The organism is Cellvibrio sp. 25HG11W-0 (assembly GCF_057815475.1).
In genome coordinates, this window is sequence record NZ_CM174230.1 from 748,180 (window position 1) to 774,325 (window position 26,146).

At 50.3% G+C, this 26,146-nt stretch carries 24 protein-coding genes; 18 read left to right on the plus strand and 6 right to left on the minus strand.

The annotated features are described in order from the left end of the window. The first annotated feature begins 5 nt into the window (after positions 1-5). A complete protein-coding gene (locus tag AC0KUT_RS03280; protein ID WP_488833463.1) occupies positions 6-980 on the plus strand; it encodes an MBL fold metallo-hydrolase in 975 nt (324 codons plus the stop codon). A 74-nt stretch (positions 981-1,054) separates the two neighbouring features. Here AC0KUT_RS03280 and AC0KUT_RS03285 read toward each other — a convergent pair whose 3' ends face one another. Beyond that, complete coding sequence (locus AC0KUT_RS03285) at positions 1,055-1,837, minus strand: sulfite exporter TauE/SafE family protein (protein WP_488833464.1); 783 nt, start codon at positions 1,835-1,837, stop codon at positions 1,055-1,057. A 657-nt stretch (positions 1,838-2,494) separates the two neighbouring features. Here AC0KUT_RS03285 and AC0KUT_RS03290 point away from each other — a divergent pair. The 17 genes from AC0KUT_RS03290 to hldE all read left to right on the plus strand — a co-directional run bounded on the left by AC0KUT_RS03290 (position 2,495) and on the right by hldE (position 21,283). Next, positions 2,495-3,739: an RNA polymerase sigma factor gene (locus tag AC0KUT_RS03290; protein WP_488833465.1), complete on the plus strand. Its 1,245-nt coding sequence runs from the start codon at positions 2,495-2,497 to the stop codon at positions 3,737-3,739. 140 nt (positions 3,740-3,879) lie between these two features. Continuing rightward, entirely contained in the window at positions 3,880-4,329 is a 450-nt protein-coding gene (locus AC0KUT_RS03295) for an SRPBCC family protein (RefSeq protein ID WP_488833466.1), read from the plus strand. Positions 4,330-4,363: 34 nt separating this feature from the next. Beyond that, positions 4,364-4,765 (plus strand): VOC family protein, encoded by a 402-nt coding sequence (locus AC0KUT_RS03300; protein WP_488833467.1) that lies wholly within the window; start codon positions 4,364-4,366, stop codon positions 4,763-4,765. Between the two features lie 12 nt (positions 4,766-4,777). Beyond that, positions 4,778-5,161, plus strand: coding sequence for a YciI family protein (locus AC0KUT_RS03305; RefSeq protein WP_488833468.1), 384 nt, complete (start codon positions 4,778-4,780; stop codon positions 5,159-5,161). Between the two features lie 62 nt (positions 5,162-5,223). Further along, positions 5,224-5,694: a GyrI-like domain-containing protein gene (locus AC0KUT_RS03310; protein WP_488833469.1), complete on the plus strand. Its 471-nt coding sequence runs from the start codon at positions 5,224-5,226 to the stop codon at positions 5,692-5,694. 57 nt (positions 5,695-5,751) lie between these two features. Next, positions 5,752-6,228 (plus strand): VOC family protein, encoded by a 477-nt coding sequence (locus AC0KUT_RS03315; protein ID WP_488833470.1) that lies wholly within the window; start codon positions 5,752-5,754, stop codon positions 6,226-6,228. 604 nt (positions 6,229-6,832) lie between these two features. Further along, entirely contained in the window at positions 6,833-7,204 is a 372-nt protein-coding gene (locus AC0KUT_RS03320) for a hypothetical protein (RefSeq protein WP_488833471.1), read from the plus strand. A 1-nt stretch (position 7,205) separates the two neighbouring features. Further along, positions 7,206-7,661, plus strand: a complete 456-nt coding sequence (locus tag AC0KUT_RS03325; RefSeq protein ID WP_488833472.1) for a hypothetical protein — start codon at positions 7,206-7,208, stop codon at positions 7,659-7,661. Positions 7,662-7,670: 9 nt separating this feature from the next. After that, positions 7,671-8,030, plus strand: a complete 360-nt coding sequence (locus tag AC0KUT_RS03330; protein ID WP_488833473.1) for a hypothetical protein — start codon at positions 7,671-7,673, stop codon at positions 8,028-8,030. Positions 8,031-8,481: 451 nt separating this feature from the next. Then, entirely contained in the window at positions 8,482-9,318 is an 837-nt protein-coding gene (locus AC0KUT_RS03335; RefSeq protein ID WP_488833474.1) for a GH12 family glycosyl hydrolase domain-containing protein, read from the plus strand. Positions 9,319-9,473: 155 nt separating this feature from the next. Continuing rightward, a complete protein-coding gene (gene glnE / locus AC0KUT_RS03340) occupies positions 9,474-12,500 on the plus strand; it encodes a bifunctional [glutamate--ammonia ligase]-adenylyl-L-tyrosine phosphorylase/[glutamate--ammonia-ligase] adenylyltransferase (protein WP_488833475.1) in 3,027 nt (1,008 codons plus the stop codon). Positions 12,501-12,587: 87 nt separating this feature from the next. Further along, positions 12,588-13,517 (plus strand): branched-chain amino acid transaminase, encoded by a 930-nt coding sequence (locus tag AC0KUT_RS03345; protein ID WP_488833476.1) that lies wholly within the window; start codon positions 12,588-12,590, stop codon positions 13,515-13,517. A 65-nt stretch (positions 13,518-13,582) separates the two neighbouring features. Continuing rightward, positions 13,583-14,677, plus strand: coding sequence for a lipopolysaccharide heptosyltransferase II (gene waaF / locus AC0KUT_RS03350; protein ID WP_488833478.1), 1,095 nt, complete (start codon positions 13,583-13,585; stop codon positions 14,675-14,677). Continuing rightward, on the plus strand, positions 14,674-16,698 hold the full coding sequence (rfaP, locus tag AC0KUT_RS03355) for a lipopolysaccharide core heptose(I) kinase RfaP (RefSeq protein WP_488833479.1): 2,025 nt from the start codon (positions 14,674-14,676) through the stop codon (positions 16,696-16,698). Before waaF ends, rfaP begins: the two co-directional genes overlap by 4 nt. Next, positions 16,698-17,924, plus strand: coding sequence for an O-antigen ligase family protein (locus tag AC0KUT_RS03360; RefSeq protein WP_488833481.1), 1,227 nt, complete (start codon positions 16,698-16,700; stop codon positions 17,922-17,924). The genes rfaP and AC0KUT_RS03360 overlap by 1 nt, the downstream gene beginning before the upstream one ends. A gap of 5 nt (positions 17,925-17,929) precedes the next feature. Then, on the plus strand, positions 17,930-19,732 hold the full coding sequence (gene msbA / locus AC0KUT_RS03365; RefSeq protein WP_488833482.1) for a lipid A export permease/ATP-binding protein MsbA: 1,803 nt from the start codon (positions 17,930-17,932) through the stop codon (positions 19,730-19,732). A gap of 126 nt (positions 19,733-19,858) precedes the next feature. Continuing rightward, complete coding sequence (gene hldE / locus AC0KUT_RS03370) at positions 19,859-21,283, plus strand: bifunctional D-glycero-beta-D-manno-heptose-7-phosphate kinase/D-glycero-beta-D-manno-heptose 1-phosphate adenylyltransferase HldE (protein WP_488833483.1); 1,425 nt, start codon at positions 19,859-19,861, stop codon at positions 21,281-21,283. A 190-nt stretch (positions 21,284-21,473) separates the two neighbouring features. Here the strand turns inward: hldE and AC0KUT_RS03375 are convergent, their stop codons facing one another. The 5 genes from AC0KUT_RS03375 to AC0KUT_RS03395 all read right to left on the minus strand — a co-directional run bounded on the left by AC0KUT_RS03375 (position 21,474) and on the right by AC0KUT_RS03395 (position 25,997). Next, positions 21,474-22,628: an iron-containing alcohol dehydrogenase gene (locus tag AC0KUT_RS03375; protein ID WP_488833485.1), complete on the minus strand. Its 1,155-nt coding sequence runs from the start codon at positions 22,626-22,628 to the stop codon at positions 21,474-21,476. A 94-nt stretch (positions 22,629-22,722) separates the two neighbouring features. After that, complete coding sequence (locus AC0KUT_RS03380; protein ID WP_488833487.1) at positions 22,723-23,043, minus strand: Rieske (2Fe-2S) protein; 321 nt, start codon at positions 23,041-23,043, stop codon at positions 22,723-22,725. Between the two features lie 34 nt (positions 23,044-23,077). Next, a complete protein-coding gene (locus AC0KUT_RS03385; protein WP_488833488.1) occupies positions 23,078-24,133 on the minus strand; it encodes a S1C family serine protease in 1,056 nt (351 codons plus the stop codon). Positions 24,134-24,161: 28 nt separating this feature from the next. Continuing rightward, positions 24,162-25,046 carry a protease HtpX gene (gene htpX, locus AC0KUT_RS03390; RefSeq protein ID WP_488833490.1) on the minus strand — a complete coding sequence of 295 codons (885 nt, stop codon included), beginning with the start codon at positions 25,044-25,046 and terminating at the stop codon, positions 24,162-24,164. A 156-nt stretch (positions 25,047-25,202) separates the two neighbouring features. Beyond that, positions 25,203-25,997 carry a Crp/Fnr family transcriptional regulator gene (locus tag AC0KUT_RS03395; RefSeq protein ID WP_488833491.1) on the minus strand — a complete coding sequence of 265 codons (795 nt, stop codon included), beginning with the start codon at positions 25,995-25,997 and terminating at the stop codon, positions 25,203-25,205. Between the last annotated feature and the right edge of the window lie 149 nt (positions 25,998-26,146).

The window sequence follows — 26,146 nt, forward strand, 5'->3', positions numbered from 1 at the left end:
TGTATATGCTTAATCTATCGATCATTCAACGGCTCTCTGCTGCTGTGCTATTGGCTGCAAGTTTATGTGCTTCGCTGGGCGCCAGCTCGGTCTATGCAGCTGCTCCTATGGCGAAAACACCGGCGCCGGGATACTTTCGCATCATGTTGGGCGCTTTTGAGATTACCGCGCTCAGCGACGGCACTGTGGATTTACCTGTAGACAAATTATTAACTGCGCCCGAAGCGGATACCAACAAAACTCTCACGCAAGCCTTCCTCAAAGCACCCTTGGAAACCTCGGTTAATGCTTATCTCATCAATACCGGCAGCCAGCTCTTATTGGTAGATGTGGGTGCCGGTACGCTTTTTGGTCCCACCTTGGGCAATTTACTCAAAAACCTTAAGGCATCAGGCTATAGCCCTGAGCAAGTGGATGCGGTCTACATTACTCACTTTCACGGCGACCATTTGGGCGGCCTGACATTGAGCAATGCGCGCGCCTTCCCAAATGCCAATGTCTACGCCGATAAAGCCGAAGCAGATTATTGGTTGAGTAAGGCCAATATGGAACAGGCACCGGAAGATAAGAAGGGCTATTTTCAGGGGGCCATGAATGCAATTGCACCTTACAGCGCCGCTAAAAAGTTTGTCCCTTTTGATGCTAAAACGCCATTGTCTGCCGGTATCAAAGCCTTGGCAACCTATGGTCACACGGCGGGTCACAGCAGTTATTTGGTTGAAAGTGAAGGCCAAAAGCTCATATTAATTGGCGATCTAATTCATGTGGGGGCGGTACAGTTTGATCACCCTGAAATCACCATAGCCTTCGATAGCGATCAAAAAGCAGCGGCTATTGCGCGCACAACCATGTTTGATGAAATTGCAAAGGATGGGATTTTAATAGGTGCGGCTCATTTACAATTTCCCGGTTTAGGGCACCTGAAAAAGCTGACAACTTCCTATCAATGGATTCCCCTTAATTATACGCAAATGCGCTAGCGCACATAAAAACGCCCCCGATGAAGTTCATCGGGGGCGTTTTTTTATGGCTTAAAATTTTGTCAGTTAGGCAATTAAAATACCAGTCTGCTACCCACAAACAACAGCATAACGGCTAGAGCAGGGCGCAGATAATGGTCAGCAACACGGTTGGCCAAGTGGCTGCCTAAGTAAATGCCTGGCAGCGAGCCAATCAATAGGTTCAGCAATAAATGCCAGTCCACATTGCCCATGCCTGCATGGCCTAAACCCGCGACAAGCGTGAGGGGTACAGCGTGTGCGATTTCAGTGCCTACCAAACGCACCGTCGGCAACAGTGGGTAGAGCAGGAAGAGGGCAACAGTACCCAAAGCGCCTGCACCAATAGAGGTAATAGTCACTATCGCGCCCAGAATAGCACCGGTAATAACGGTGGAGACGGCCTGCTGTCTGCGTGACATGCGGGTAATCCACATGTCGTTCTTGCGGCTGTAATTAAAAATCTTGCGTTTAAATAAAATGGCAACAGCGGTAACGATCAGCGCGTAGCCAAGCATTAATTTGATAAAACTATTCAGCACATTAATATCCATGCTGATGCTGTGTAACGCCCAGAGGGTTAGCAGCGCGGCGGGCACACTGCCCAGCGCCAGCTCACCGGTAATACGCCAATCAATATTGCGTTTTTTGTGGTGCACATGCACGCCGCCCGCCTTGGTGATAGCGGCATAAAGTAAATCTGTACCCACCGCACTCGCGGGCGGCACCCCAAAATAAAGCAAAATTGGCGTCATCAGCGAACCGCCACCCACACCGGTCATGCCCACCACAAACCCCACAAACAGGCCGGCAACTATATAAGCAATTTGAAAATCCATAATTCTTTCGATACCCAGTGGTGCAGCGTACAAGGCGCGCAAAATCTAAGAGGTGCGAATAGCTCGCATATTGATGGGGCCCAACCCCAACTAGCCGCGCAGACTAGCAGTCGCGCAATGGATTGACCAATGCTTATTAGTTAGATGCTTATAACCGAAGGTAGGTGTTTCAGTGGGAGCTGTATCTCAGTGTCAGTGGTGCTAGGTGGTAATACGACGTTATAGGCTGCTTTCTTCTGTCAATGATGTTGAGTCAGGTGTCTGGACTTTGCTTGTTGCTTTTCCGGTCCTGTTGTTTTCTATGTTCTTTATTTGGCCTATTGATGCATAGTCTCCTTGTAAAAAACTCACTGTCCATGGTGATGTGCCCTCTTTATTGTCCTCAATCTTGGCTCGTTAAATTTTGCTTTTTTAGGCCATCACTTAATTGTCTCACCTCAAGGCCGGATATAAGGAAGCAATCTTTTTTACAATTTCGAACACTTTCAGCGTGCAATGCGAGGTGGACCATATATGACTCTATTTTTCATAATCAATTTACGACATTGTTTTAATTGGGTTCTGAGTTGGCATTGTTGCGTGGTGCTAAGTCGTGTCTTGGTATTTATTTTCAATCTGCTTAAAATGGCATAAAGAAGAATACAGTGGAATAAAGGTATGGATGCAAATCAGTCACCAACGCGACAACGGATTAGCGATATTTACAGGCAGGAATCGCGCCGCGTATTGGCAACATTAATTCGTTTGCTGCGCGATTTTGATTTGGCTGAAGAGGCCTTGCACGATGCTTTTAGCGCCGCATTGGCGCAGTGGCCAAGTGAGGGGGTTCCGCGCAATCCTCGTGCATGGTTAGTTTCTGCCGGCCGCTTCAAAGCTATTGATCATCTTCGCCGCCGCGCATTGTTTAACAAATCTCTTGCGGGTATTGCGCAAGAGCTTGAAGCCGCGGTCAGTGATAGCGATGATTGGTTGAACGAATCTATTGAAGATGATCAATTAAAATTAATCTTCATCTGTTGTCATCCCAGTCTCTCCATTGAAGCGCAGCTTGCTTTAACGCTACGCGAAGTGTGCGGTTTAACCACTGAAGAAATCGCCCGCGCTTTTTTAGCCACGCCATCAGCCATCGCCCAGCGTATCGTTCGCGCAAAAAGCAAAATTCGCGACGCGGGAATTCCTTATGAAATTCCGTCAGCCCATGAATTTCCTGCGCGCATTGCTGCGGTCTTGCATACGCTTTATCTCCTATTTAATGAGGGCTATTCGGCATCCTTTGGGCAATCATTAACGCGGCAACACCTCACCCAGGAAGCCATTCGGCTTGGGCGTTTGCTGTTGGCCTTATTGCCGCAAGCTGAGGTGATGGGGTTGCTGGGGCTCATGTTGGTGCAAGAGTCACGCAGCCTTGCGCGTACCAATGCACAGGGCGATTTAATCACGCTGGAGCTGCAAGACCGCAGCCTATGGAATCATGCGCAAATTGATGAGGGATCTCAATTGATTCAGCGCGCGTTGAGCATGGGTGGCTTTGGTATTTATTCAGTGCAAGCTGCAATTGCTGCAGTACATGCAGAAGCACCTAGTTATATCGATACGGATTGGACGGAAATACTAGGGCTCTATGATTTGTTATTGCACCTAAGCCCGTCACCCGTTATAGCGCTAAATCGCGCTGTGGCACTCGCCATGCGTGATGGTGCCAGTGCAGGTTTGGCGATTGTGGATGCCATAAGTGCGCGCGGTGAATTACACGATTATTACTTGTTGTATGCAGCGCGGGCCGATTTTCATTGCCAGTTAGGGCAGTTAACTCTAGCTAAGCAAGCTTACGAGAAGGCTTTGTCGCTGACTCAGCAAGAGCCGGAGCGGAGGTTTTTGTTGCGCAAGTTGGCCGCTCTTTAAGGTAGCGACTTAATTTTTTAAGAATAATAAAAATACCTGTCGATTTTATGCTGTTTGGAACGACTATTAAGTAACAGCGCGTCTTATTGCTGTTGCTAGACTTTAATCTTCGTTCAATCCATGACTTGAGAGACTGTGTTATGTCCAATAGCGTACATCTCCACCGCGTGCTACGCGCCACCCCAGACCGTATTTACCGCGCATTTCTCAATGCCGATGCGCTGGTTAAATGGCTCCCACCTCACGGCTTTACCGGCAAGATAGATCATCTGGATGCACATGTTGGCGGTGGCTATCAGATGTCATTTACTAATTTTAGTGCCGAAAAAAGTCACAGCTTCAGTGCTACTTATGTAGAGCTGAAAATCAACGAACTTATTTGCTATGCCAATACATTTGATGACCCTAATCTACCGGGTGAAATGCAGGTGAGAGTTGAGCTAAAGCCTGTGCTTTGCGGTACTGAGTTAAGTATTGTGCAAGCAGGAATTCCTGCGCTTATTCCTGTAGAGTTTTGTTACTTGGGTTGGCAGGAATCTTTAACGCTTTTGGCGCAGCTGGTTGAACCAAATATTCCAGCTGAAGGCTAGATGTTGACGATATTTAATTATTCAGGAGTGTGACATGACGACCAAAATTTTTGTAAACCTTGCAGTAAAAGATTTACCTAAAGCAAAAACCTTTTTTGCAGCCCTAGGCTACAGTTTCAATCCGCAGTTCAGCAATGACGTTGCCGCTTGTATGGTGATTAACGATAGTATTTACGTCATGCTTTTAACTGAGCCATTTTTCAAACAGTTCACCAGTAAAGAATTGGTGGATGCGAAAAAATCTACTGAAGTGTTGGTGTGCTTGTCTGCAGAAAGTCGTGCGGCGGTAGATGATATGGTGCGTAAGGCGGTTGCAGCGGGTGGGCGGGTTTACAATGAGCTGCAGGATCATGGCTTTATGTACGGTCACGGGTTTGAAGATTTGGATGGTCATCTGTGGGAGCTTTCTTACATGGAACCGAGTCATGTTCAATAAGAGGTATGCCTAATGAAATATCTTGCTTTGGTGTATTACGAAGAAAAAACTATTAATGCGATGACGCAAGCTGAATGGCAATCGCTGAACAATGAATGCGTTGCTTGCGGTGAAGATTTGCGTGAAAGTGGTTATATGATTGGTGGCAATGCGCTGCATTCAGTAACAACGGCAACCAGTGTGCGCTTGCGCGATGGAAAACCGATAATCACCGATGGCCCCTTTGCAGAAACCAAAGAGCAGCTGGCGGGATTTTATATGTTAGAAGCGCGCGATTTAAATGAAGCCATACAGCTTGCCAGTAAAATTCCGCCGGCGCGTTTAGGTTGCATTGAAATTAGACCTGTTCGTGAGTTGGACCCTGCTAAAGATGAACGCTTTATTTCATCCCAATAATTCTTAGTGTGATGTCTATGGTTAACTCAATTTATCGGGAACTTTACCAGGAAATTTAACGCATGATTTTAACTCCACGATTTGTTGAGCTTTCGCCCTTATTATTAGCGGGGATGCGTGAGCCTTTGAGTGAACAAAGCCCGCACACTATTCCCGTGTTGTGGCAGAAGTTCGCGCCTTATATTGGCCATATACCCCATCAGCAAGATGCGGGTGCCTATGGTCTATGTGTGCGCAGCAATGCGAGTAGTAATGGCGATTATTATATGGCAGCTTGTGGTGTGAGTGAGTTTGCAGATTTACCTGCAGCCTTAAGTCCATTAATTATTCCTGCATGTCGATATGCTGTGTTTATTCATGAACAGCATGTGACTCACATGAAAGACACTATTGATTGGGTGTTTGAGCAATGGTTGCCAGCGTCTGGCTGTACTCATAATGCCCAATCGATTCATTTTTTTGAGCGCTATGGTGCAGATTTTTGTCCGGATGTTGGTGTGGGTGGCATAGAAGTTTGGTTGCCAGTGAAATAATTGACAAGTCTTCCTGAATAATTACAAAACCTATCGCAATCAAATAAGGAGAATGACATGACCGAACTTGTAACCTGTGTGTGGTTTGACCACGGCGAAGCTAGCAAAGCAGCTGAATTTTATGCGGCAACTTTTCCCGATAGTCACCTAGGCCGCGTGAATGCAGCGCCCAGTGATTTTCCCGGCGGAACGCAAGGCAGTGAATTGACAGTTGAATTTACCTTGCTCGGGCGTAAGTTTGTCGGCCTGAATGGCGGGCCAAACTTCACACCCAATGAAGCGGTGAGCTTTATGGTTGTTACCGAAACACAAGAGGAAACCGACCGCTATTGGAATGCGATTCTTAACAGCGGCGGTAGCGAGAATGCCTGCGGCTGGTGTAAAGATCGCTGGGGATTCTCTTGGCAGATCACACCTAGGCTGCTACTTGATTTGACCACAAGCTCAGACCAAGACCTCGCTAAACGTGCCTTTGAGGCGATGATGGACATGACAAAAATTGATATAGCAGCACTTGAGGCGGCAGTTAAATAAAGGAAGCTGGGTTTTTAATGTGCGATGGATTTTCGATACCGCTTTTTGTATGTGGTTGTTACCGTCAGCCTTTCATTGATAAGTACCCATGGCGTGATAGGGTAATTAAGCGCTTGAACTATGGCTGCTTAATTACCCAGCAATACGTCTAAGAGCGCCTATCATTCGGGTTGCTTCCTTAGCCCAATCTTTAGAGATGTTTTTGGAGAAATAGCAGTTCTGCTCTGTTCCATACATGTGCTACGCCAAGTCGATGCGATTGCCTGTCTACTGGTGAGTGTTGGCATTGTCTTGCAATCCAACGATTACACGCATTTCACGAAATCTTGGGGCGGGCACCTACACAGGTAGAAACACACAGGGTGTGAGTGGCGACGCAGCCGATAGCTAACCTTCAAAAACCTCCTCTTACTTCTCTTTTTATCATTCGGTAGTTCGCCAACCTATTGATTTTTATGAAAAATAAAATAAATCATTAATAACTATTCCTAAAAGATAAAAGCAGAAGCCACCGCATACAAATATCGACACTATTCAATCACTGCCAGTGCAGGCGCATATTGCACTGGCTAATAACGATGTTTCATGCAACCCCTTGGAGAGAATGATGCTGAACCCCCTTACTTACTTTATCTACTTGGCCATCAGCGCCTATATAACCTTCGCTGTTGGCAAAACCCTAAACCAAAATGGTTTGGTGTTTTTAACCAGTCATCTTGGCGGCAACAAGCGTCTCGCTACCGCTATCAATAGCCTCTTACTGATTGGCTACTACCTCATTAATACGGGTTACATTTTGCTCGTACTCAACCTCAGCAGCACCAATGAAGTTGAAGATATTAATGCGGTTATTCACTTTCTTAGCTTAAACCTAGGTCTAGTCACTCTCATGTTGGGCGCCATGCACATGATTATTTTTTATGTGCTAGCGAACTGGAAACCTGCCAACGTGACTACCGCGATTGAGGAGCTATAAGATGAAAAAAATCATCACGCATGAGCTCTACTTACCCTTGGTATTGTTGCTACTGGGTGTGGCAATGCCAACCGCACTTTCTATTATTGTGCCCGAACACCCCCTTTTTGATGATGATATCTATTACTGGTATGCCGCTTTCTTAACGCTGAGCGGCAGCCTTGCAGCAATTAAAATGACGTTTCAACGTTTAATTATGATCAATCCAGATATTGATAAAGAGATGGTTTTTGAAACAGAAGAAAATTTGCGCAGCGAGCAGGCCTTGCTAAATGCCCATACTAGAACAGCCGAGTTGCTGATTATGGGTTTAGCATTTTTGAGTTTAATAACAGAAACCGTACCGGATAACACTGCAAGCCTAATGCTCTTTACCAGCCTGCGTATTGGCGGAATATTGTTTCTCTTGGGTGGCATTGTTATAGCAATTACGCACATTAAAATGCGCAAACTTTAGGGTGGCCACATGAACTCACTGGCAATACGAAATATCGCGCTACTAATAATTTTCTGCCTGCTCTGGGTGGTTTTTCATGGCATCTACAAAAATCACAACCAATACTCAAAAGCACAAAAAGCGCAGGCTTATAGAGAGCAGCGCACTGAACGTCACCAAAGCATTAGGCAATTACCTACAGCGCCGCCCGTAAGCTCTATCGCAAGTAGCGATAGCGACCAAAGAAATCTAACTGCCGAAGAAGTTAATCAAATTGCTATAACAGGGCGTTTGCCGAAATGGGTAAAAAATGCAGATAGCAAACGTTTAAGTGTGGATGAGGTAGAGGAAATTGTGACCACTGGGCAATTGCCTTCATCACGAAGGTAATTGCTAATAATTAAAGGAAATCGCTAGAGCCTGTTGGCGATCGAATCCAGACTATTTATTAATACGAGAAACGCCTAGTGCTGTGGTTCTCACGCAACCCCAATACGAGTTCGAAATGCCTCGATTGATGCTCAGCGATAGGTGCTGGTCAAGGCTGCGGAGGGAATTCTACTTTACGCCACATTTCAATCAGTATGCATGCCACCCGCAGCCCGGAAAACTGCGTAGGGTGTTTGATGGTGTAGACATTTTCTGGGTTTATTGTGTAATGGTTTCAGAATGCTATTTAGTTCAATATGGCTGACTTTGCTGAATTCTGCACCTCCTTGGAGTCCTGGCGATGAATCAAACGCGTACTTGCGTAACCTAGCCTTTCTTCTAACTGCTAGAAAGACTAATAAATAAGACCAACAAATAAGACCAACAAATAAGACCAACAAAGGGAAACGTAATGCGTGCTTACACAACACTTCTGCTCTTGATTGCTTGTGGTGCGATCTCAGCCTGTACTAGGGATGCTCCAGATACATCGCCTTGGGTGCTGCCGCCCACGGAAACCATTAGTTGTGCAGAGTATGTGACTGAGGCCAGTGTTGATGGTGTTCTCTATAACAATGTGTGGAACAAAGGCGCTGCTGGCAATTTTGATTGGCGGCAGTGTTTAGAAAAAGATGCGGCGACTGGTTTTTATGGTTGGTCTTGGGTGTGGCCAACGAAAAGCCGCGATATTTTTGCCTATCCTCAAATTAAAGTCGGTGCCTCGCCCTGGGCACCTACGCCAAATCTCCGCACTGATATTCCTGCTCGGCGCGCCAATATAAGCGCATTACTGGTTAGTTATGAACTCGAGCTGTTGGGCGCGAGTGAACATAATGTCGCGACGACTGCGTGGCTGACCCGTTCTGAGGTTACAGGTGAAAAGCCTGTGCCGGAGCTTATTGTGGCAGAGCTAATGATTTGGACCTATGCCACCGCGCAGCATATGAATCCCGCGGGTAAACATGTGGGCGATGTGGATATAGGTGGCGTGCAATGGGAACTCTGGGCTGAAAAAAACTGGGGCGATGCGTCTGGTGTTAACGCGAATAAGTGGGTGAACCTGACCTTTCGCGCCAAAACCTATTCTCTCAAATCCGCATTCGATCTTGTTCAATTGACGGATTACGCCGTTGAACAAAAAATATTACCCGATGATTTTTATTTCGCCGATGTGGAGTTAGGGATGGAAATTATGAGTGGTTCTGGTCTTGCGTGGGTAAAAGCCTTTCGCGTCTCCGTGGAAAAATAACGCTTATGTGTGGCTGCGCTCCTGGTTTATGGCAGTTCTTTTGATGTGAGCTGTGTGTACTTGGTTAGGCGTTTTGTTCGATAAGCGCAAAGCAGGCGAATCTGAACTGCTACTATTGCCCCTGAGTCTTTTATTGTTTAACGAGTCAGGTGTTTATGCTGAATTTTTCCGATGTACCCGCCGAATTACATGCCTCCGCCCAGCGCTATTGGGATGAGTTTGAAAAGAACCTAGCGGCGCAAGCGCTAGAACATCCGCGCGCACTTTTGCCCCAAGGCATTAGCCCTGAGGAGTTTTCGCGGCAGCTGACCCGCGCTTTTGTGGGCAGTGAGTACATTGGCAAAACCTGCGCTAAGTACCCGCGCTATCTGCTTGACCTTATTTCATCCGGCGAACTGTTTACCCCTTTGCTTGCCGAATCTATCGCGCAATTGGCGCAGGATATTCGCCAATGCACGCGCGATGCTGAGCTGGATGCCTGCCTGCGGCGCCATCGCAATAAGGCGATGGTGCGTATTATTTGGCGCGACTTGAATCGCCTTTCCTCCATGCAAACCATTACCGCTGAATTGTCGCGCTTTGCTGATGCCGCTATTCAATTCACGGCGGCTTACCATTATCGCGGGCTCGAACTGTTGCACGGCACGCCTATGTCGCCGGATGCGCAAGAGCCTCAGCCGTTTATGGTGTTGGGTATGGGGAAGTTGGGTGCGGGGGAGCTGAATGTCTCTTCGGATATCGACCTGATTTTTACCTACCCAGTGCGCGGCGATACTCTCTTCAATAAGGGTGGCGCAGGACACGAGTCGCGCTCGGTGAGCAATCAAGAGTTCTTTATTAAGCTCGGCCAGCGCCTGATTAAAAGCTTGGATACCATGACCGTTGATGGCTTTGTGTTCCGCGTGGATATGCGTTTGCGCCCTCACGGCCAAAGCGGTGCCCTCGCCATGAGCTTTGCCGGTTTGGAGGATTATTACCAAACCCAAGGGCGCGAGTGGGAGCGCTACGCCATGATCAAGGCGCGCACCGTGGCGGTGGTGCTAGGGGCGGATGCACCAGAGGATGAGGCCGCGGCGGCCTACGCTAAAAAAATGCGCATTCAGTTGCGCAAACTCTTGCAGCCTTTTACCTATCGCCAGTACATAGACTTCAGTGCGATTGAATCCCTGCGCGAAATGAAAAGCCTTATTGCGCGCCAAGTGCAGCGCAAAGGCATGCATTTGGATGTGAAGCTGGGCGAGGGTGGTATTCGCGAAGTGGAATTTGTGGTGCAGGTTTTTCAGCTGATTCGCGGTGGGCGCGACGCCCAGTTGCGCAAGCGTAAAGTCTGTACGCTCTTGCCTTATTTGGAGCAGGAAAACTATTTACCGCCCGGTGCGGGCAGCACCTTGCTTGAGGCCTATGTATTTTTGCGCAATACCGAGCACGCCATTCAGGGTTTTCAAGATAAGCAAACACAAGCTCTGCCCATTGATGAACTCGGCCAGCAGCGGCTTGCATGGGTAATGGGCTTTGCCGATTGGGAGACTTTTTTTGCGCAGTTAGATATCTATCGCAGCCAAGTTAAAACTGAATTTAAAGCTGTTATTGCCGCCCCTGAAGTGGACCAAACGCAGGAGGAGAAGCGCATTGCCAATTGGCGCGGACTTTGGGATGGCAGTATCGATGAAGAGGGTGCGGAGCAGATACTCGCGGCGCGCGCTATTGAAGGCGGCGAGCAGTTGTTAAAAAACCTGCGCGATCTGCGCGAAGGGCGCGCGGTGCTTTCCATGCAGGCGAGCAGCCGCAGCCGGTTGGATGGCTTTATTCCCCGCTTGCTCTTTACCTTGGTGAATCACGCGGAGCGCGGAGCGCTGCCGCTCACTATAGCTGCCACCTTTGCGCGCATAGTGCCTTTAATAGAGTCTATCGCCCGCCGCAGCGCCTATTTGGTGTTGTTGGTGGAGAACCCCACGGCGTTGGATCAGCTAGTGAAGCTGTGCGGCGCGAGCCCTTGGATTGCTGATCAGCTCGCGCTCTATCCCGCGCTCTTGGATGAGCTGCTCACACCCGAAAGCCTCTATGCGCCGCCGGATAAAGGCCAGTTGCGCGATGAGCTGCGCCGCGAAGTGTTGCGTTTGAGCTGGGACGACCTTGAAGGTCACATGGAAACCCTGCGTTATTTCCGCTCGGCCCATGCCTTGCGCGTGGCGGCGAGTGAAGTGAGTGGCACCTTGCCGCTGATGAAGGTGAGCGACTATCTCACCTTCATTGCCGAGGTGATTTTAGAGCATGTGCTGCAGCTGTCATGGGAGTACATGGTTGAGCGCCACGGTCGCCCGCAACAGGCAGATGGCGGCGTGGATCTGGCACCAGACTTTGTGATTGTCGGCTACGGTAAGTTGGGTGGCATAGAGTTGGGCCACGGCTCGGACTTGGATTTAGTGTTTATTCACAACAGCGATGCGAGTCTGAGCAGCGACGGTTTGACCTCTATCGACAATCTCACGTTTTATACGCGCTTGGGGCAGCGCATTATCCATATTCTGAGTACCAATACCGCGTCGGGCCGCCTCTATGAGGTCGACATGCGCTTGCGGCCTTCGGGCAATTCAGGGCTCTTGGTGACATCGCTTGCCGCCTTTGAAAAGTATCAGCGCAATGAAGCCTGGACTTGGGAGCATCAAGCCTTGGTGCGCGCGCGGGTGGTGGCAGGTGCGGAAAAATTAACCAATGCTTTTGTGGAGGTGCGACGCCAAATTTTGATGCAGCCGCGCGACTTGCCACAATTGCAAATCGATGTGCGCGAGATGCGCCAGAAAATGCGTGCACAATTGGGGAGCGCGGCTAAAGCCAAGGCGCAAAATATTGCGTTATTTAATTTGAAACAGGATGCCGGAGGTATCGTGGATATTGAATTTATGGTTCAATACGCGGCCTTGGCTTGGGCATCTACAGCGCCCGAGATCATCCAGTACACGGATAACATTCGCATACTCGGAGCACTGGAGGCGGCAGGTTTACTCGATGCCGAATCCGTGGCCCACTTGATCGCCGCTTACAAAGCCTATCGATCCACCGGGCACCGCCTTGCGCTACAGCGCCAAGATGCGGTACTAGAAGGTGAGCAGCACTTCATTCAGGAGCGTCAAGAAGTCACTGCACTTTGGCGACAGCTCTTAGCGGAAGATGAAGCACCTTAACGGAATTGCCCTGAATGTTAGCGGCTGACCTTGCACTTTGCAGGCGGCTCTAACCCTCGATCACACAGAATTTTTTAGGAGTTGGCTATGTCATTTGCCGATCGTGACGGCGTAATTTGGCTGGATGGCGAATTGGTTCCTTGGCGCGATGCTAAGGTTCATGTTTTGACCCACACATTACACTACGGCATGGGCGTGTTTGAAGGCGTGCGCGCTTACAACAGCAGCACCATGGGCACCAGTATTTTCCGCATGCAGGAACACACTGATCGTCTGTTCCGCTCGGCGCACATCATGCGCATGAAGCTCCCGTTTGAGAAAGAGCTGATTAACGAAGCGCAAAAAATGGTGGTACGCGAGAACAATCTTACCGAAGCCTATTTGCGCCCTATGGCCTTTTACGGTTCGGAAGGTATGGGTTTGCGTGCGGACAACCTCAAGGCGCACATCATGGTCGCCGCCTGGAACTGGCCGTCTTACATGTCGCCGGAAGCGCGCGATATCGGCATCAAGGTGCGCACCTCTAGCTACACCCGCCACCATGTGAACATCTCCATGTGTAAGGCTAAGGCTAACGGTCACTACATCAACTCACTGCTAGCCTTGCAAGAAGCGCTGGATTGCGGTTGTGAAGAAGCCCTGTTGTTGGATGCGGAAGGCTATGTAGCAGAAGGCAGCGGCGAGAACTTTTTCTTGGTGCGCGACGGCATTATCTACACGCCTGAGCTGACCTCTTGCTTGGACGGCATCACCCGCAACACTATTTTCCAATTGGCGGCAGATTGCGGCTACACCATTAAAGAAAAACGTTTAACGCGCGATGAAGTCTATATTGCCGACGAAGCTTTCTTCACCGGCACCGCCGCTGAAGTCTTGCCGATTCGCGAATTGGATGGCCGTATGATTGGCGCGGGTCGTCGTGGCCCAGTGACGACGGAATTGCAAGCGCTTTACTTTAAAGCGGTGCGCGGCGAGTTACCCACTCATACCAATTGGCTAGCACCTGTAGCCAAATAAGTTGTTCCTCGCAGCGGAGCCACAAGGCTCCGTTGCTTTTTTCACTTTTGCTATTTATTCCATAGATGATAACAGCTCTGGATTTCCCGCCTGAACTCACCAAAATTCAAAAAATTTTGATTGTGGGCCCCGCTTGGATTGGCGACATGATGATGGCGCAGTCGCTGTTTAAGTTGCTCAAATTGCGCAATCCACAGGTGCAACTAGATGTGCTCGCCTCTGGTTGGACGCGCGCCTTGCTCGCCCTCATGCCTGAAATTAATCAGGTGATCGAAATGCCGCTGGGCCATGGCGTTGTGGATATTAAAACCCGCTATCGTCTCGGTAAATCCCTTGCGCATTCTGGCTATGAGCAAGCGATATTGCTGCCCAATTCCTTCAAGTCTGCATTGGTGCCTTTGTTCGCGAAGATTCCACTGCGCACCGGTTGGCGCGGCGAAATGCGCTATGGCTTACTCAATGACGTGCGCGTCTTGGATAAAGCCACATACCCGCTCATGGTGCAGCGTTATCTCGCCTTGGGTTTGCCTGCACAGGCCGAGGTTTTAACTACCTTTCCCTATCCTGAACTGGTGGTGGATAAAAGCACTCAGCCACAATTATTAACAAAGTTCCAGTTGTCGCTTGCGCGCCCGCTCCTGATACTCTGCCCCGGCGCTGAATACGGCCCTGCCAAGCGCTGGCCAGAACACTATTTTGCTGAGGTGGCGGCAGAAAAAATTCGTGCGGGTTGGCAGGTTTGGCTGCAAGGTTCCGCGAAGGATCGACCCGTCGCAGAAGCAATTCGCAGTTTGTTGTCAGACACGGAGCGAGTGCATGCTCACAACCTAGCAGGCAACACCCAGTTGGATGAAGCTATCGCCTTAATGGCTTGCGCGGATGCGGTGCTCACCAATGATTCGGGCTTAATGCATATTGCTGCCGCCTTGCAAAAACCTCTGGTGGTGGTCTACGGCTCTACATCGCCGGAGCACACACCGCCTTTAAATCACGCGGTAAAAATTGTCAGTAATCAGTTGGATTGTTCGCCGTGCTTTGAACGAGAGTGTCCCTTACAGCATCACAAATGTTTGCGCGAACTTATGCCGCAACAGGTGCTAAGCGCTTTGAATGCATTGTTGGTAGATACGCTCTATCTTGCGGGAAATACCCACCCATGAAACTCGCCATTGCCATTTTTCGCTATTTCCCCTTTGGCGGTTTGCAGCGCGATATGTTGGCCATCGCCGAAGAAGCTTATGCACGCGGGCACAGCGTTACGGTATTTTGTGGCGACTGGCAGGGGGCAGTGCCAGAGGGTATTGAGGTGGTGCGCTGTGCTGGACGTTCGTTATTTAACACGGCAGGTATTCAGCAATTTGTGGTGGGTTTTCAGCAACACTTTGTTCGCAGCGATTTTGATGTGCTGCTCGGCTTTAACAAAATGCCGGGCTTGGATGTTTATTTTTGTGGCGATTCTTGCTTTGCGCAAAAAGCCTATGGCGAACGCTCTTGGCTGTATCGGTTAACGCCGCGCGCGCGTCTTTATTTGGCCTATGAGCGCGCCCTTTTTGACGTTGATGCCGCGACGCAAATATTGGAAGTCTCCAGCGCGGAGCGCAATCTCTTTGCCAAGTATTACGCTACCCAGCAAGCGCGCTTTACCTTACTGCCGCCGGGCATTGGGCGCACTCATGCACTCGCGCTAAATCCTACCAGTGCGCGCCATGATATTCGCGCAGAACTGAATGCCCCTGCCGCGGCAAAGGTGGTGCTCTGCGTGGGTTCGGGTTTTAAGACCAAGGGTTTAAATCGCAGCCTTGAAGTCTTTGCGCAAGCGCGCCGACTTGCGCCGCAGGTTATGCAACTCTGGGTGGTGGGGCAGGGCGATACGCAAACCTATAGTGCACTCGCGCAACGCCTAGGCATTGCGGCAGAGGTAAAATTTTTAGGTGCGCGCACCGATATGGCGGCGATCTACGCCGCCGCCGATATGCTGTTGCACTGCGCCTATCGTGAAGTGGCTGGCAATGTATTGCTCGAAGCTATGCTCGCGGGCTTGCCGGTACTGGCGACCTCGGTGTGTGGCTATGGTCACTACGTGGTCGAGCAGAATATGGGCGATTTGATTACAGAGCCTTTTGATGTGGAGCCAGCAGCGCAGCAGTTGTTAACTTGGCTGACCGCGGATCGCGCATTGTTAGCTGAGCGGGCGCAGGCTTTTGCCCTGAGCGATGAGGTGTTTGCACGGCCCCAACGCGCTGTGGATTATGTGGAAGGTTTGTTTTTGAATGCTTCAAGTAAGGATGAATCACAAGCTAAGTCGGTAATAAATTCTCCACACAAGAATGAGCGCGAACAGGTTATCTTGCGCGCAGAGTTAGCAGAGCAGTGGCACGGTCAAGATGTCTTTGCGTTGGTTAAAGCCTTGCAGGGCCCCATAGCGCGGGAGATGGTCGATCGCCAGACCCTGCGTTTTGAGATGAATGGATGCGGTTACTATCGCAAGCTTCATCGCGGCGTAGGCTGGGGCGAAATATTTAAAAATTTGCTCCAGCTGCGGTTGCCGGTGCTCGGCGCGCAAAATGAATGGGATGCGCTCAATCGATTGCAGGCGCTCGGTGTGCCCAGTTTAATGCCGCTTGCGTTTGGTCGGCGTGGTGCAAACCCTGCGCGGCAAGAGTCGTTTATCGTCACACGCGAACTTGAAGGCGTGATCCAGTTGGATCATTTCTTTGAGCAGCAGTCACCTAGTGTTCAGCAGCGACGCGCCATAATCCGCCGCTTGGCCGAGGTCGCGCGCGGCGTGCATCAGGCGGGTATCAATCATCGCGATTTTTATTTATGTCACTTTATGTTGAAGGTGACGTCGTGCGGCACCTTGCTAGAGGTTAGTGCGCAGGACGAATGGCGGCCAGAACTGTATGTGATGGATCTGCACCGCGCCCAGTGCCGCGCCCAGGTGCCCTATCGCTGGTTGGTGAAGGATCTCAGTGGCCTGTATTTTTCGAGTATGAATTTATCCTTTAGTGCGCGCGATTATTATCGTTTTTTACGTGTTTATTTTGCTGGCAGCTTGCGCGACATAATGCGTGAGCAGGGTGCTTTGCTGCGCGCCGTAACACGTAAAGCTCTGCGCACCTATAAACGCGATTTTGGTCATTTGCCACGTCGTTCATTTACTTTTAATGATTCTTTATAATGTCGAATCTCTTAATTAATAAACATGTGCGCGAGCAAAAACTACTTAACTGGCTGTCGGTGGGTTTGTTGGTATTCGTATCGGCCTTCATCTGGGCGCCGTCGCGCGACGGATTAGAGGGCATTTATGCGCTCACATTTTTCATTCCCATGGTGCTGTTATTTATTTCTAAGCTCAGCTCTGCTTCTTGGCGAAGGTTGAGCGTGGCTGAATTCGGCGGGGCGTTCACTTTATTGGCGTTACTTTATGGCGGCTACGGTGCGCTCAGCAGTATTTGGTCGACGACGCACGACACCGCTTTTTTTGGGTTGCAGTGGTGTATTTTGGCCACATGGTTGTGTGGCAGTAGCTGGGTTGCCTATCACCAGCGCTTGGATATAGCGACATTGCTGCGGCTGTTAATTTGGATGGCCGCCGCAAGCTCCCTCTTAAATCTCTTTTGGTTTTATGCAAGCCACGAGCCCTTGGTACGCCTTGAGGGAATCACGGTGAATCGCAACGCCAATAACATAGGTTCCGTGTTTGGTATCGTGACTTTGCTGGCCTATATTGCCTGGCTGCAGGCGAAGGGGCGCACAGAAAGTTTTATTGCCTTTGGCTTGTTGGCGGTTATTGGTTTGTCGCTCTTAGCCTCGCAATCTCGCGCGAATTTTTTAGCGTTCGCGCTCTTGGCGCCAGTGGCATGTTATTGGGCTAAACCAAGTGCCGCAAAACTGTGGTTGCAGTTAGGTTTAATTGTTGGTGCCTTGGTGTTGTTTGCGTTATACCCGCTGGTGACCGAAGGCGTGTTACTGGAGCGTGGAGCAAGTTTGCGCGACAGCATTTGGAGCGAAGTCTGGCAGTCTATTCAGTCTGGCCCCATGTTGCTGGGGACGGGGTTGGAAAAAGAGGGGCGCATAGTGATTGGCGATTTGGGGGTGTTTAATCATGCGCACAACGCGTGGTTGGATACTTGGTATCGCACCGGCTTGGTAGGCTTGCTCTTGAGTGTGGCCTATCTCGCCTATGTCTATCGCAGCCTTTTTGTTGGTCGTGGCGTCTTTAGGTCGCCGGAATTATTTCCTCTGTATTTATGGCTAAGCTATGGCTGTATTTATTGTTTTTTCGATGCGCGCGGATTTTTTTGGCAACTCGACCCTAAGTGGTTTTGTATGTGGGTGCCTGCAGGTTTAATTGCCGCAGTTGTTACTCGCACGTCTATCCGCACTACTCATTCTGGCCGGTAATTTTTATGTCTAGTTCGCTACCTGCACCCAGCAAGGTTTTGGGTGATACATCTGCACTACAAGTTTATTTGCGCCTGTTGGGCTACATCAAACCCTATTGGTGGATGTTTTTGTTGGGTTTTATTGGCTACGGGCTTTATGGTTATTCCAGCAATTTATTTGTACACATCCTCAAGGATCTGATCAATGTGATCTCCGCCAATGATCCCGCAGATCGCTACCTAGTGCCAATGCAAGTGATGGGCGTAACTTTGCTACGCAGCGTGGGTTCTTTTGTGGGCGCGTATCTGATTTCTAAAATTGCTTTTAATGTGATTCATAATCTGCGCGTGCAGGTATTTAATCATATGACGCAGCTGCCCAATAATCGCTTTGATCAAAGTAGTTCGGGTCATCTCATCTCCATAATTACCTACAACATCAACGGCGTTACTGCAGCAGCGACGGATGCCTTGAAAATTGTTCTGCGCGATGGCCTGACGGCGCTCGTATTATTTATTACCTTGCTGCAACTTGATTGGCAGCTGACGATGGTGTTTGTTTTGATTACACCGTTGATCGGTCTGTTAGTTTCTATTGTGAGTAAGCGCCTGCGACGCTTGAGTAACAGGGTGCAGGATACTGTAGGCGATATCACTCAGGTTACGGGCGAAATGATTAATGGCTACAGGGTAATGCGTAGCTTCGGAGGTGAGGATTATGAAAAACAACGTTTCGAGGCGGCGAGCAGGCGCAACTTTCAGCAGAACATGAAAATTGTCATGACGTCGGCGGCTAATACGCCGTTAATTCAAATGATCGTCGCAGCAGCTATGGCGGGCTTAATTTTTGTGGCATTAAGCTTTATGAAAATTGATGACCCCGCGCAGTTTGTCGCTTACATGATGGCTGCGGGTGCCATGTTGCCAGCAGCGCGTCGCCTGGGCGAAGTGGGTCCGGTGATTCTAAAAGGTGTAGCCGCAGCCGACAGTGTGTTTACCTTGTTAGATTCTGCGCCAGAAGTCGATGAAGGACGCCATCAAGTGGCGCGTGTTAAGGGCGATGTGAGCCTCAAAAATGTAATATTTTGTTACGCCAATCAAGATCGCCCCGCACTGAAGAATGTGAATTTGGATGTGAAAGCGGGCGAGGTCATTGCGCTGGTTGGACGCTCAGGTAGCGGTAAATCCTCGCTTGTAAGCCTACTTAACCGTTTTTACGATACTACCGCAGGCGCCATTTTGATTGATGGCGTAGAGATCAAGGATTACACCCTGAGCAGTTTGCGCAACCAAATTGCTCTGGTGAACCAACAGGTGACCTTGTTTAACGATACGGTTGCGGGCAATATTGCCTACGGCAGCTTGCAAACCTTGGATATGGCCGCTGTTCGGCGCGCAGCTGATGCTGCTTATGCCACTGAATTTATTGAAGCTTTGCCGCAGGGTTTCGATACCTTAATCGGCGAGGCAGGTACGCGCCTCTCTGGCGGTCAGCGTCAGCGTCTTGCGATAGCGCGAGCAATTTTAAAAGACGCTCCTATCCTAATTTTGGATGAAGCGACCTCTGCGCTTGATAATGAATCAGAGCACTTTATCCAAGCGGCCTTGGAAACGGTGATGAAAGGCCGCACCACTTTTGTGGTGGCTCATCGCCTGTCGACCATTGAAAGTGCGGATCGCATTATTGTGATGGCCGAGGGTGAAATAGTGGAGCAGGGCACGCATACAGAACTCTTAGCGCTTGATGGCCACTATGCGCGCTTGCACTCTAAGAATTTTATTGAAGATCTGCCTCCGTCAGCAACGACTGTTGCTGACGGAAACTAACGCTGAGCGCAATGGGTATTGAGGTTCGCAGGTGTTGATCGTAATGATTGTTGATGCTGAACAAGTGAGAAGGTGCTGTGCATCTTTGTTACAAACAACGGACTATTGTAGAAATCAGGAATATCTATGCATTTGACCATGCCTTATTTTGATCATGCCCGAGTCTTGGTGGTTGGCGATGTGATGCTCGACCGCTATTGGCACGGCTCGAGTTCGCGCATCTCCCCTGAAGCCCCTGTGCCTGTGGTGAAGGTCAGCCAGGCTGAAGATCGTCCAGGTGGCGCAGGTAACGTGGCGCTCAACATGGCCGCACTGGGTAGTTTAGTGGCTTTGGTTGGTGTCATAGGGGATGACGAGGCGGGTCAGTTGTTGCAGCAGCGTCTCGCGGCAGCGGCAATAGATACACGTTTTCAAATTTCAGAAAATAAGCCCACCATCACCAAGCTGCGTGTCATCAGTCGCCATCAGCAATTATTGCGTATGGACTTTGAAGAAAAATTTGATGCCGACGATAGTTCCGAGTTTGTCGGTAAGGTGCGCGCTATGTTGGCCAATGCCAATGTATTGGTGTTGTCAGATTATGCCAAGGGCAGCCTGCAGGATTGCCAAGCCTTGATTCAACTCGCGGCCACTGCGGGCGTTCCAGTGTTAGTGGATCCCAAAGGCAGTGACTTTTCCCGCTACAGAGGCGCCAGTGTCTTAACGCCAAATTACGTAGAGTTTGAAGCCGTTGTCGGCAAATGTAGCTCCGAGCAAGATATAGAACTAAAAGGCGCGGCGTTAATGGCCGAGCTGGATTTGAAAGCGCTACTGATTACCCGCGGTGAGCAAGGCATGACGCTGCTGCGCCCCGATATGCCTGAATTACATCTGCCCGCGCGCGCGCGCGAAGTGTTTGATGTGACCGGCGCGGGCGATACAGTAATTGCGACACTTGCAGCCGCTATAGGCGCAGGGCAATCGCTGCCTGAGGCCACAGCCATGGCGAATTTGGCGGCGGGTATAGTCGTCGGCAAGCTGGGTACTGCGACTGTGAGTGCACCAGAGCTGCGGCGCGCAATTATCGCAGAGCAGGGTTCAGAGCGCGGTGTGGTCACCGAAGAACAATTACTCATGGCTTTGGAGGATGCGCGCGCCAGTGGTGAGCGCATCGTCTTTACCAATGGTTGTTTCGACATTATTCATGCTGGCCATGTGGGCTATTTAGAAGAGGCGCGCAAGCAGGGCGACCGCTTAGTGGTGGCGGTGAATAGCGATGCCTCAATTAATCGTTTGAAAGGTGAAGGGCGCCCGATTAATCCTGTCGATAGACGCATGGCGGTATTAGCGGGTTTAGAGGCTGTGGACTGGGTAGTTGCTTTTGAAGACGATACCCCCGAGCGCCTTTTGCGCCGCGTAAAGCCCGAGGTTTTGGTGAAAGGTGGCGATTACCGCGAGGATCAGGTTGTCGGCAGTTTTTTTGTGAAAACCTATGGTGGTGCAGTAAAGGTGCTGAGCTTTTATGAAAATTGCTCAACTACATCCATCGTGAATAAAATTAAATATCAATGAGTGCGCGCTGACTTTTGCTCAATCTGTTTTAAAAGGAATTAAACAATTGAGCAAAAAGATCTACACCAAAAACTACTATTCCCATCGCAATTTGCGCTATTTCAATCTTCAGCGCTGTGCAAAATCTACTTTCATCAAAATGTGCCCTTATGCCGGAACGGCACATTTTAGAAGAAAGGTTTTCGTCGTCTTAAGCCGCCAACTCCAAAATTTCACGCGATACTTCCGGTGTAATGGCACCGTGCTCCCCAAGCTTTAATAGTTTGTGTTTAATGAGCATATCTACCAACTTGGGGATAGAGTCGCGCCCTACGCCATAACCACTGAGTCTTGTCGGCGTGCCCATGCGCTCAAAAAAGTCGCGGGTTGCGGCTATAGCGGCATCAATCAGCTCATCTTCATCGGTGTGATTTAAATTCCATACACGGCGCCCATACTGCAATAATTTGGCGCGTTTGGCAGCGCGCTGATGTTGCATCACAGCAGGCAAGACCACAGCGAGGGTTTGCGCGTGATCTAAGCCGTGCATGGCCGTGAGTTCGTGGCCAATCATATGGGTCGCCCAGTCTTGTGGAACTCCCACCCCAATTAAGCCGTTTAGCGCCATAGTCGCGGCCCACATTACATTTGAGCGCACCGCGTAGTTAGTGGGTTCGCTTAAGGAGCGCGGGCCTTCTTCAATCAGGGTCATTAACAGGCCTTCAGCAAAGCGATCTTGCACCTTGGCATCTACTGGATAGGTAAGGTATTGCTCCATGGTATGGACAAATGCATCGACGGCGCCATTGGCCACTTGGCGCGGCGGCAAGCTATAGGTGCAGGTGGGGTCGAGAATGGCGAACTGGGGGTAGACAAAGGGGCTGCCGAACGCGAGCTTCTCATGGGTGGAGGCTTTGGTGATGACGGAGTTGCCATTGCTCTCTGTGCCGGTGGCGGGCAGTGTGAGTACGCAGCCAATGGGCAGCGCGCTGTGGAATGGTAGGTTTTTCGCAATCGCATCCCACGGCTCGCCTTCAAAATTTACCGCCGCTGCGATCAGTTTGGTGCCGTCTATCACGCTGCCGCCGCCTACCGGCAGTAGAAAGTCGATCTTCTCCCGTTTTACCATTTCCACCGCGCACATAAGGGTTTCGTAGTGGGGGTTGGGTTCAATGCCACCAAATTCGAAAAAGGTTTTGCCCTCAAGTGCTTTCACGACCTGCTCATAGATACCATTTTTTTTGATAGAACCGCCACCGTAGGTCAATAAAATACGGGCGCCGGCAGGGATAAGTGTGGCCAACTCTTTGATTTGGCCCTCGCCAAAAACAATGCGGGTGGGGTTGTGAAAGGTAAAATTTTGCATGACGAGCAAACCTCTAGCGGTATGTTTGTGGGAACGTGTCTGGGTTATTTGTGACCCCTAAACGCGGTGATGTCGTGTGCGGCTATGCCTTGCTTTAAAGGTAGATGTCGCCATCGATAATCTGGTGTTTGAGCGTCTGTAGCTTTTGCCCTGAACAGGGGCCAGACACACATTTACCTGTTTCTATCACAAAGAGTGCGCCGTGATTGGCGCATTGAATCATGCTCGCGCTGCTATCCAAAAACTGGTCTTCAACCCACTCCAAAGGAATGCCTAGGTGTGGGCAGGCATTGCGATAGACGAAGATCATGCCCTGCTTTTTCAGCACAAATACCTTCTGTTGTGCGAGGGTAAAGCCTTTGCTCGCCCCTTCGGGGATGTCGTCTAGGGCGCAAAGGCGTTGGGTATCGCTCATAAAAAGGCATTCTCGCGGTAGGCTGGGTTAACGCTTATTTAGGTGCAATGAGCTTAATATTGACGGTGATGAGTTTGCTGTTGCGCGCGACGCTTACGGTTACGATGTCGCCGGGTTTGTAGTGTTCCAAGGCGCTGAGCAGCTGATCATCATTGGGGGTGGGTTTGTCATCTATCGCTACTATGACATCGCCAAGGGAGATCTGCCCCCAAGTGTTGCGCATTGCGCCCATTAAGCCCGCGGCTTGGGCGGGCGAATTCGGTTCTACCCGTAAAATGGGCACGCCGTCTATGCCAATCTGCTGCGCCCAATGCTGTGGTGCTACGGCAATGCCCATTACGGGTCTAACTAAGCGACCGTGTTCAATCAGCTCGGGCACCACTTCTTTTACAGTATTTACGGGAATGGCAAAGCCGATACCGGCGCTGGCACCGCTCGGGCTGTAAATCATGGTATTCACACCGATTAAGCGCCCCTGTGAGCTGAGCAAGGGGCCGCCGGAGTTACCAGGGTTGATGGCCGCATCAGTTTGAATGACATTGGTGATTTTGCGCTTATTCGGTGATTCAATTTCACGCCCTAAGGCACTCACTACGCCCGTCGTCAAGGTGGCATCCAGCCCAAAGGGGTTGCCTATCGCCAAGACCTTTCGCCCTACATTTAACTGCGCCGAATCGCCCAGTGGCAGCGCATGGAGCTGATCTTTGGGGGCGGCAATTTTAAGTACCGCAATGTCGCGCTCGGGCGCGAGGCCCACCACTTCTGCAGGCCAATTAGACTGGTCTTGCAGGGTGATCATGATTTTATTGGCGCCTTCCACCACGTGAAAGTTGGTGACTATATAGCCCTTGTCGCTCCACACAAACCCGGTGCCTGACCCGCGCGGCACTGACACAAGGTCAAACGAATAGGGGTCGCGTGTGAGCTGTTGGTTGGTCACAAACACTACGCTGGGGCGCGCACTTTCAAATACTTCAATAGTATTGCGCTCGTCATCTGTTGCGAAATCTATCGCTGAGTTTAAGGCGGGTGCGGCGCTGACACTGCCGCTTGCAAAGAGAGTAAAGGCTAGCCAACGCCATAGTTTCATGAGCAATCCTCGTGCAAAAAACAAATAATTACGCGGCGTCGCGCAGCGCTTGAATACGCACTTCCAGCGGCGGGTGAGTGGCAAACAGGTTGGCGCGTCCAGCGCTGATGGCAAAGGCTTTCATACTCGCGGGCATAACACTTTCAACCCCGGCATTGGACTCGGCCTGCAGACGTTGCAATGCGCGAATCATGCCGCCACGGCTGGCGAACTGCGCACCGGCGGCATCGGCGCGGAATTCGCGGTGGCGCGAAAAGGCCGCGACAATCATCGAGGCTAAAAAGCCTAAGACCATTTCCGCCACCATGGTAATCAAAAAGAAGGCGATGCCTGGGCTGTGGCTTTCGCGGTTGCCCGATATGGCGCGGTCGATGGTGTGGCCAATAATGCGCGCAAAGAACATCACAAAGGTATTTACCACCCCTTGGATCAGGGTCAGGGTAATCATATCGCCATTGGCAACGTGACCAATTTCATGGGCGAGTACCGCCTCTACTTCATCGCGCTCAAAGCGATTCAGCAACCCAAGGCTCACCGCGACGAGGGCATTATTGCGGTTCCAGCCGGTAGCGAAGGCGTTGGATTCCTGCGCGGCGAAAACACCGATTTCAGGGGTTTTGATGCCCGCTTTACGCGACAATTCAGTAACGGTATTTACCAGCCACTGCTCATCGGCATTGCGCGGTTGATCGATGAGCTGCACGCCCATGGATTTTTTCGCCATGAATTTAGACAGAAACAGGGAAATAAACGAGCCGGTAAAACCAAAAACGGCACAAAAAATCAACAAGGTCTGCAAGTTGATTGCACCGGATTGATCCATATAGCGCCCAACCCCCAGAATATTAAGCACCACGCCTGCGACTACAAGCACGGCGAGGTTGGTCAGTAAAAATAGGCCTATGCGTAACACGGTAATCTCTCCAAAACGTCAATAGTGCGTAGCCCCGCTGGCTACTGAGTCTATATGTGTGCGCCGCGGCAGATTTCAATGTATGGGGCTGTTAAGAAACGAAAAAGGCCGCTCCTACGGGCGGCCTCATCGTCAGCTGATATGGTTGTGCAGAGGTTAAGTCGTTGTTGATTTGAGCTGTAACAACTGGTTGTTGAGCTGATCTATCTTGGTCGCCATGTCTTCAATAAGCTCTAGGCAAATTTGAGGTTGGTGATCGATCATGTCGATAAACTCCTCTTTGCGCACCGCAAGTACCGTGCAGTCGCTGGCGGCAATAACAGAGGCCATACGCGGTTGGCGGGTGAATACGGCGAGTGCCCCAAAAATTTCATGGGTGTGAATCTCGCCTACCTTTACCCCATCGCACTCGGCGATGGCCTCACCTTCAAGCAGGGTATAAACCCGGTCGGCGCTATTGCCTTGTTGGATAATAGTTTCGCCTTGCTGGAAGTGAAGGAATCCGGCGGCAGGCTTGTATTCGCCGCGCAGCTCTTGGGTTAGAGCGAGTTCATAAAGACTTTGGTTGCAGAGCAGTAGGTGTGCCCAATGACGTTGCAAGGCCAGGCTGCTATTGGCGTGGGCGAGGAGTGAGTCGCGTTCATAGGCGTGCACGCTCAGAGGGGCGCTGCAGCTGTATAGCCCGTTGGGCAGGCTGAGTGAGCGGGTTAAGCCGAGTAAGTCACCTTCTTCAAAGACGAGTATAAGCTTGCCATTGATGCGATATTCGACGCGCCCTGCTGCAATGCGCAGCAGTTGGGTGGGCGGGAGTTCGGCAAAAATACTGGTGCAAGGTTCTATGTGAATATCGGGGCTGGATGTTGATAGATCGCTGCACAGCAATTCCGTTAAATTCTGCAATTTAACGCTTAGCTCAATCATCGAATCAGTTTGTTTGGTGGCTACATACATAGCGGGCGCTTTCCTCGATACACTACATCATTGGCACAATGGGTTTAGTGTAGCTGGAAAGCGCAAAAAAAACGCCTAATAGACCGCAGTAATTAGCGGTCTATTAGGGCACAGAGATATTTTATACTTGCGCTAGTTTATGCTCGATT

Coding starts and splice junctions, on each gene's coding strand:
- AC0KUT_RS03280 (WP_488833463.1), top strand. CDS start 6: ATGCTTAATCTATCGATCATTCAACGGCTCTCTGCTGCTGTGCTATTG.
- AC0KUT_RS03285 (WP_488833464.1), bottom strand. CDS start 1,837: ATGGATTTTCAAATTGCTTATATAGTTGCCGGCCTGTTTGTGGGGTTT.
- AC0KUT_RS03290 (WP_488833465.1), top strand. CDS start 2,495: ATGGATGCAAATCAGTCACCAACGCGACAACGGATTAGCGATATTTAC.
- AC0KUT_RS03295 (WP_488833466.1), top strand. CDS start 3,880: ATGTCCAATAGCGTACATCTCCACCGCGTGCTACGCGCCACCCCAGAC.
- AC0KUT_RS03300 (WP_488833467.1), top strand. CDS start 4,364: ATGACGACCAAAATTTTTGTAAACCTTGCAGTAAAAGATTTACCTAAA.
- AC0KUT_RS03305 (WP_488833468.1), top strand. CDS start 4,778: ATGAAATATCTTGCTTTGGTGTATTACGAAGAAAAAACTATTAATGCG.
- AC0KUT_RS03310 (WP_488833469.1), top strand. CDS start 5,224: ATGATTTTAACTCCACGATTTGTTGAGCTTTCGCCCTTATTATTAGCG.
- AC0KUT_RS03315 (WP_488833470.1), top strand. CDS start 5,752: ATGACCGAACTTGTAACCTGTGTGTGGTTTGACCACGGCGAAGCTAGC.
- AC0KUT_RS03320 (WP_488833471.1), top strand. CDS start 6,833: ATGATGCTGAACCCCCTTACTTACTTTATCTACTTGGCCATCAGCGCC.
- AC0KUT_RS03325 (WP_488833472.1), top strand. CDS start 7,206: ATGAAAAAAATCATCACGCATGAGCTCTACTTACCCTTGGTATTGTTG.
- AC0KUT_RS03330 (WP_488833473.1), top strand. CDS start 7,671: ATGAACTCACTGGCAATACGAAATATCGCGCTACTAATAATTTTCTGC.
- AC0KUT_RS03335 (WP_488833474.1), top strand. CDS start 8,482: ATGCGTGCTTACACAACACTTCTGCTCTTGATTGCTTGTGGTGCGATC.
- glnE (WP_488833475.1), top strand. CDS start 9,474: ATGCTGAATTTTTCCGATGTACCCGCCGAATTACATGCCTCCGCCCAG.
- AC0KUT_RS03345 (WP_488833476.1), top strand. CDS start 12,588: ATGTCATTTGCCGATCGTGACGGCGTAATTTGGCTGGATGGCGAATTG.
- waaF (WP_488833478.1), top strand. CDS start 13,583: ATGATAACAGCTCTGGATTTCCCGCCTGAACTCACCAAAATTCAAAAA.
- rfaP (WP_488833479.1), top strand. CDS start 14,674: ATGAAACTCGCCATTGCCATTTTTCGCTATTTCCCCTTTGGCGGTTTG.
- AC0KUT_RS03360 (WP_488833481.1), top strand. CDS start 16,698: ATGTCGAATCTCTTAATTAATAAACATGTGCGCGAGCAAAAACTACTT.
- msbA (WP_488833482.1), top strand. CDS start 17,930: ATGTCTAGTTCGCTACCTGCACCCAGCAAGGTTTTGGGTGATACATCT.
- hldE (WP_488833483.1), top strand. CDS start 19,859: ATGCATTTGACCATGCCTTATTTTGATCATGCCCGAGTCTTGGTGGTT.
- AC0KUT_RS03375 (WP_488833485.1), bottom strand. CDS start 22,628: ATGCAAAATTTTACCTTTCACAACCCCACCCGCATTGTTTTTGGCGAG.
- AC0KUT_RS03380 (WP_488833487.1), bottom strand. CDS start 23,043: ATGAGCGATACCCAACGCCTTTGCGCCCTAGACGACATCCCCGAAGGG.
- AC0KUT_RS03385 (WP_488833488.1), bottom strand. CDS start 24,133: ATGAAACTATGGCGTTGGCTAGCCTTTACTCTCTTTGCAAGCGGCAGT.
- AC0KUT_RS03395 (WP_488833491.1), bottom strand. CDS start 25,997: ATGTATGTAGCCACCAAACAAACTGATTCGATGATTGAGCTAAGCGTT.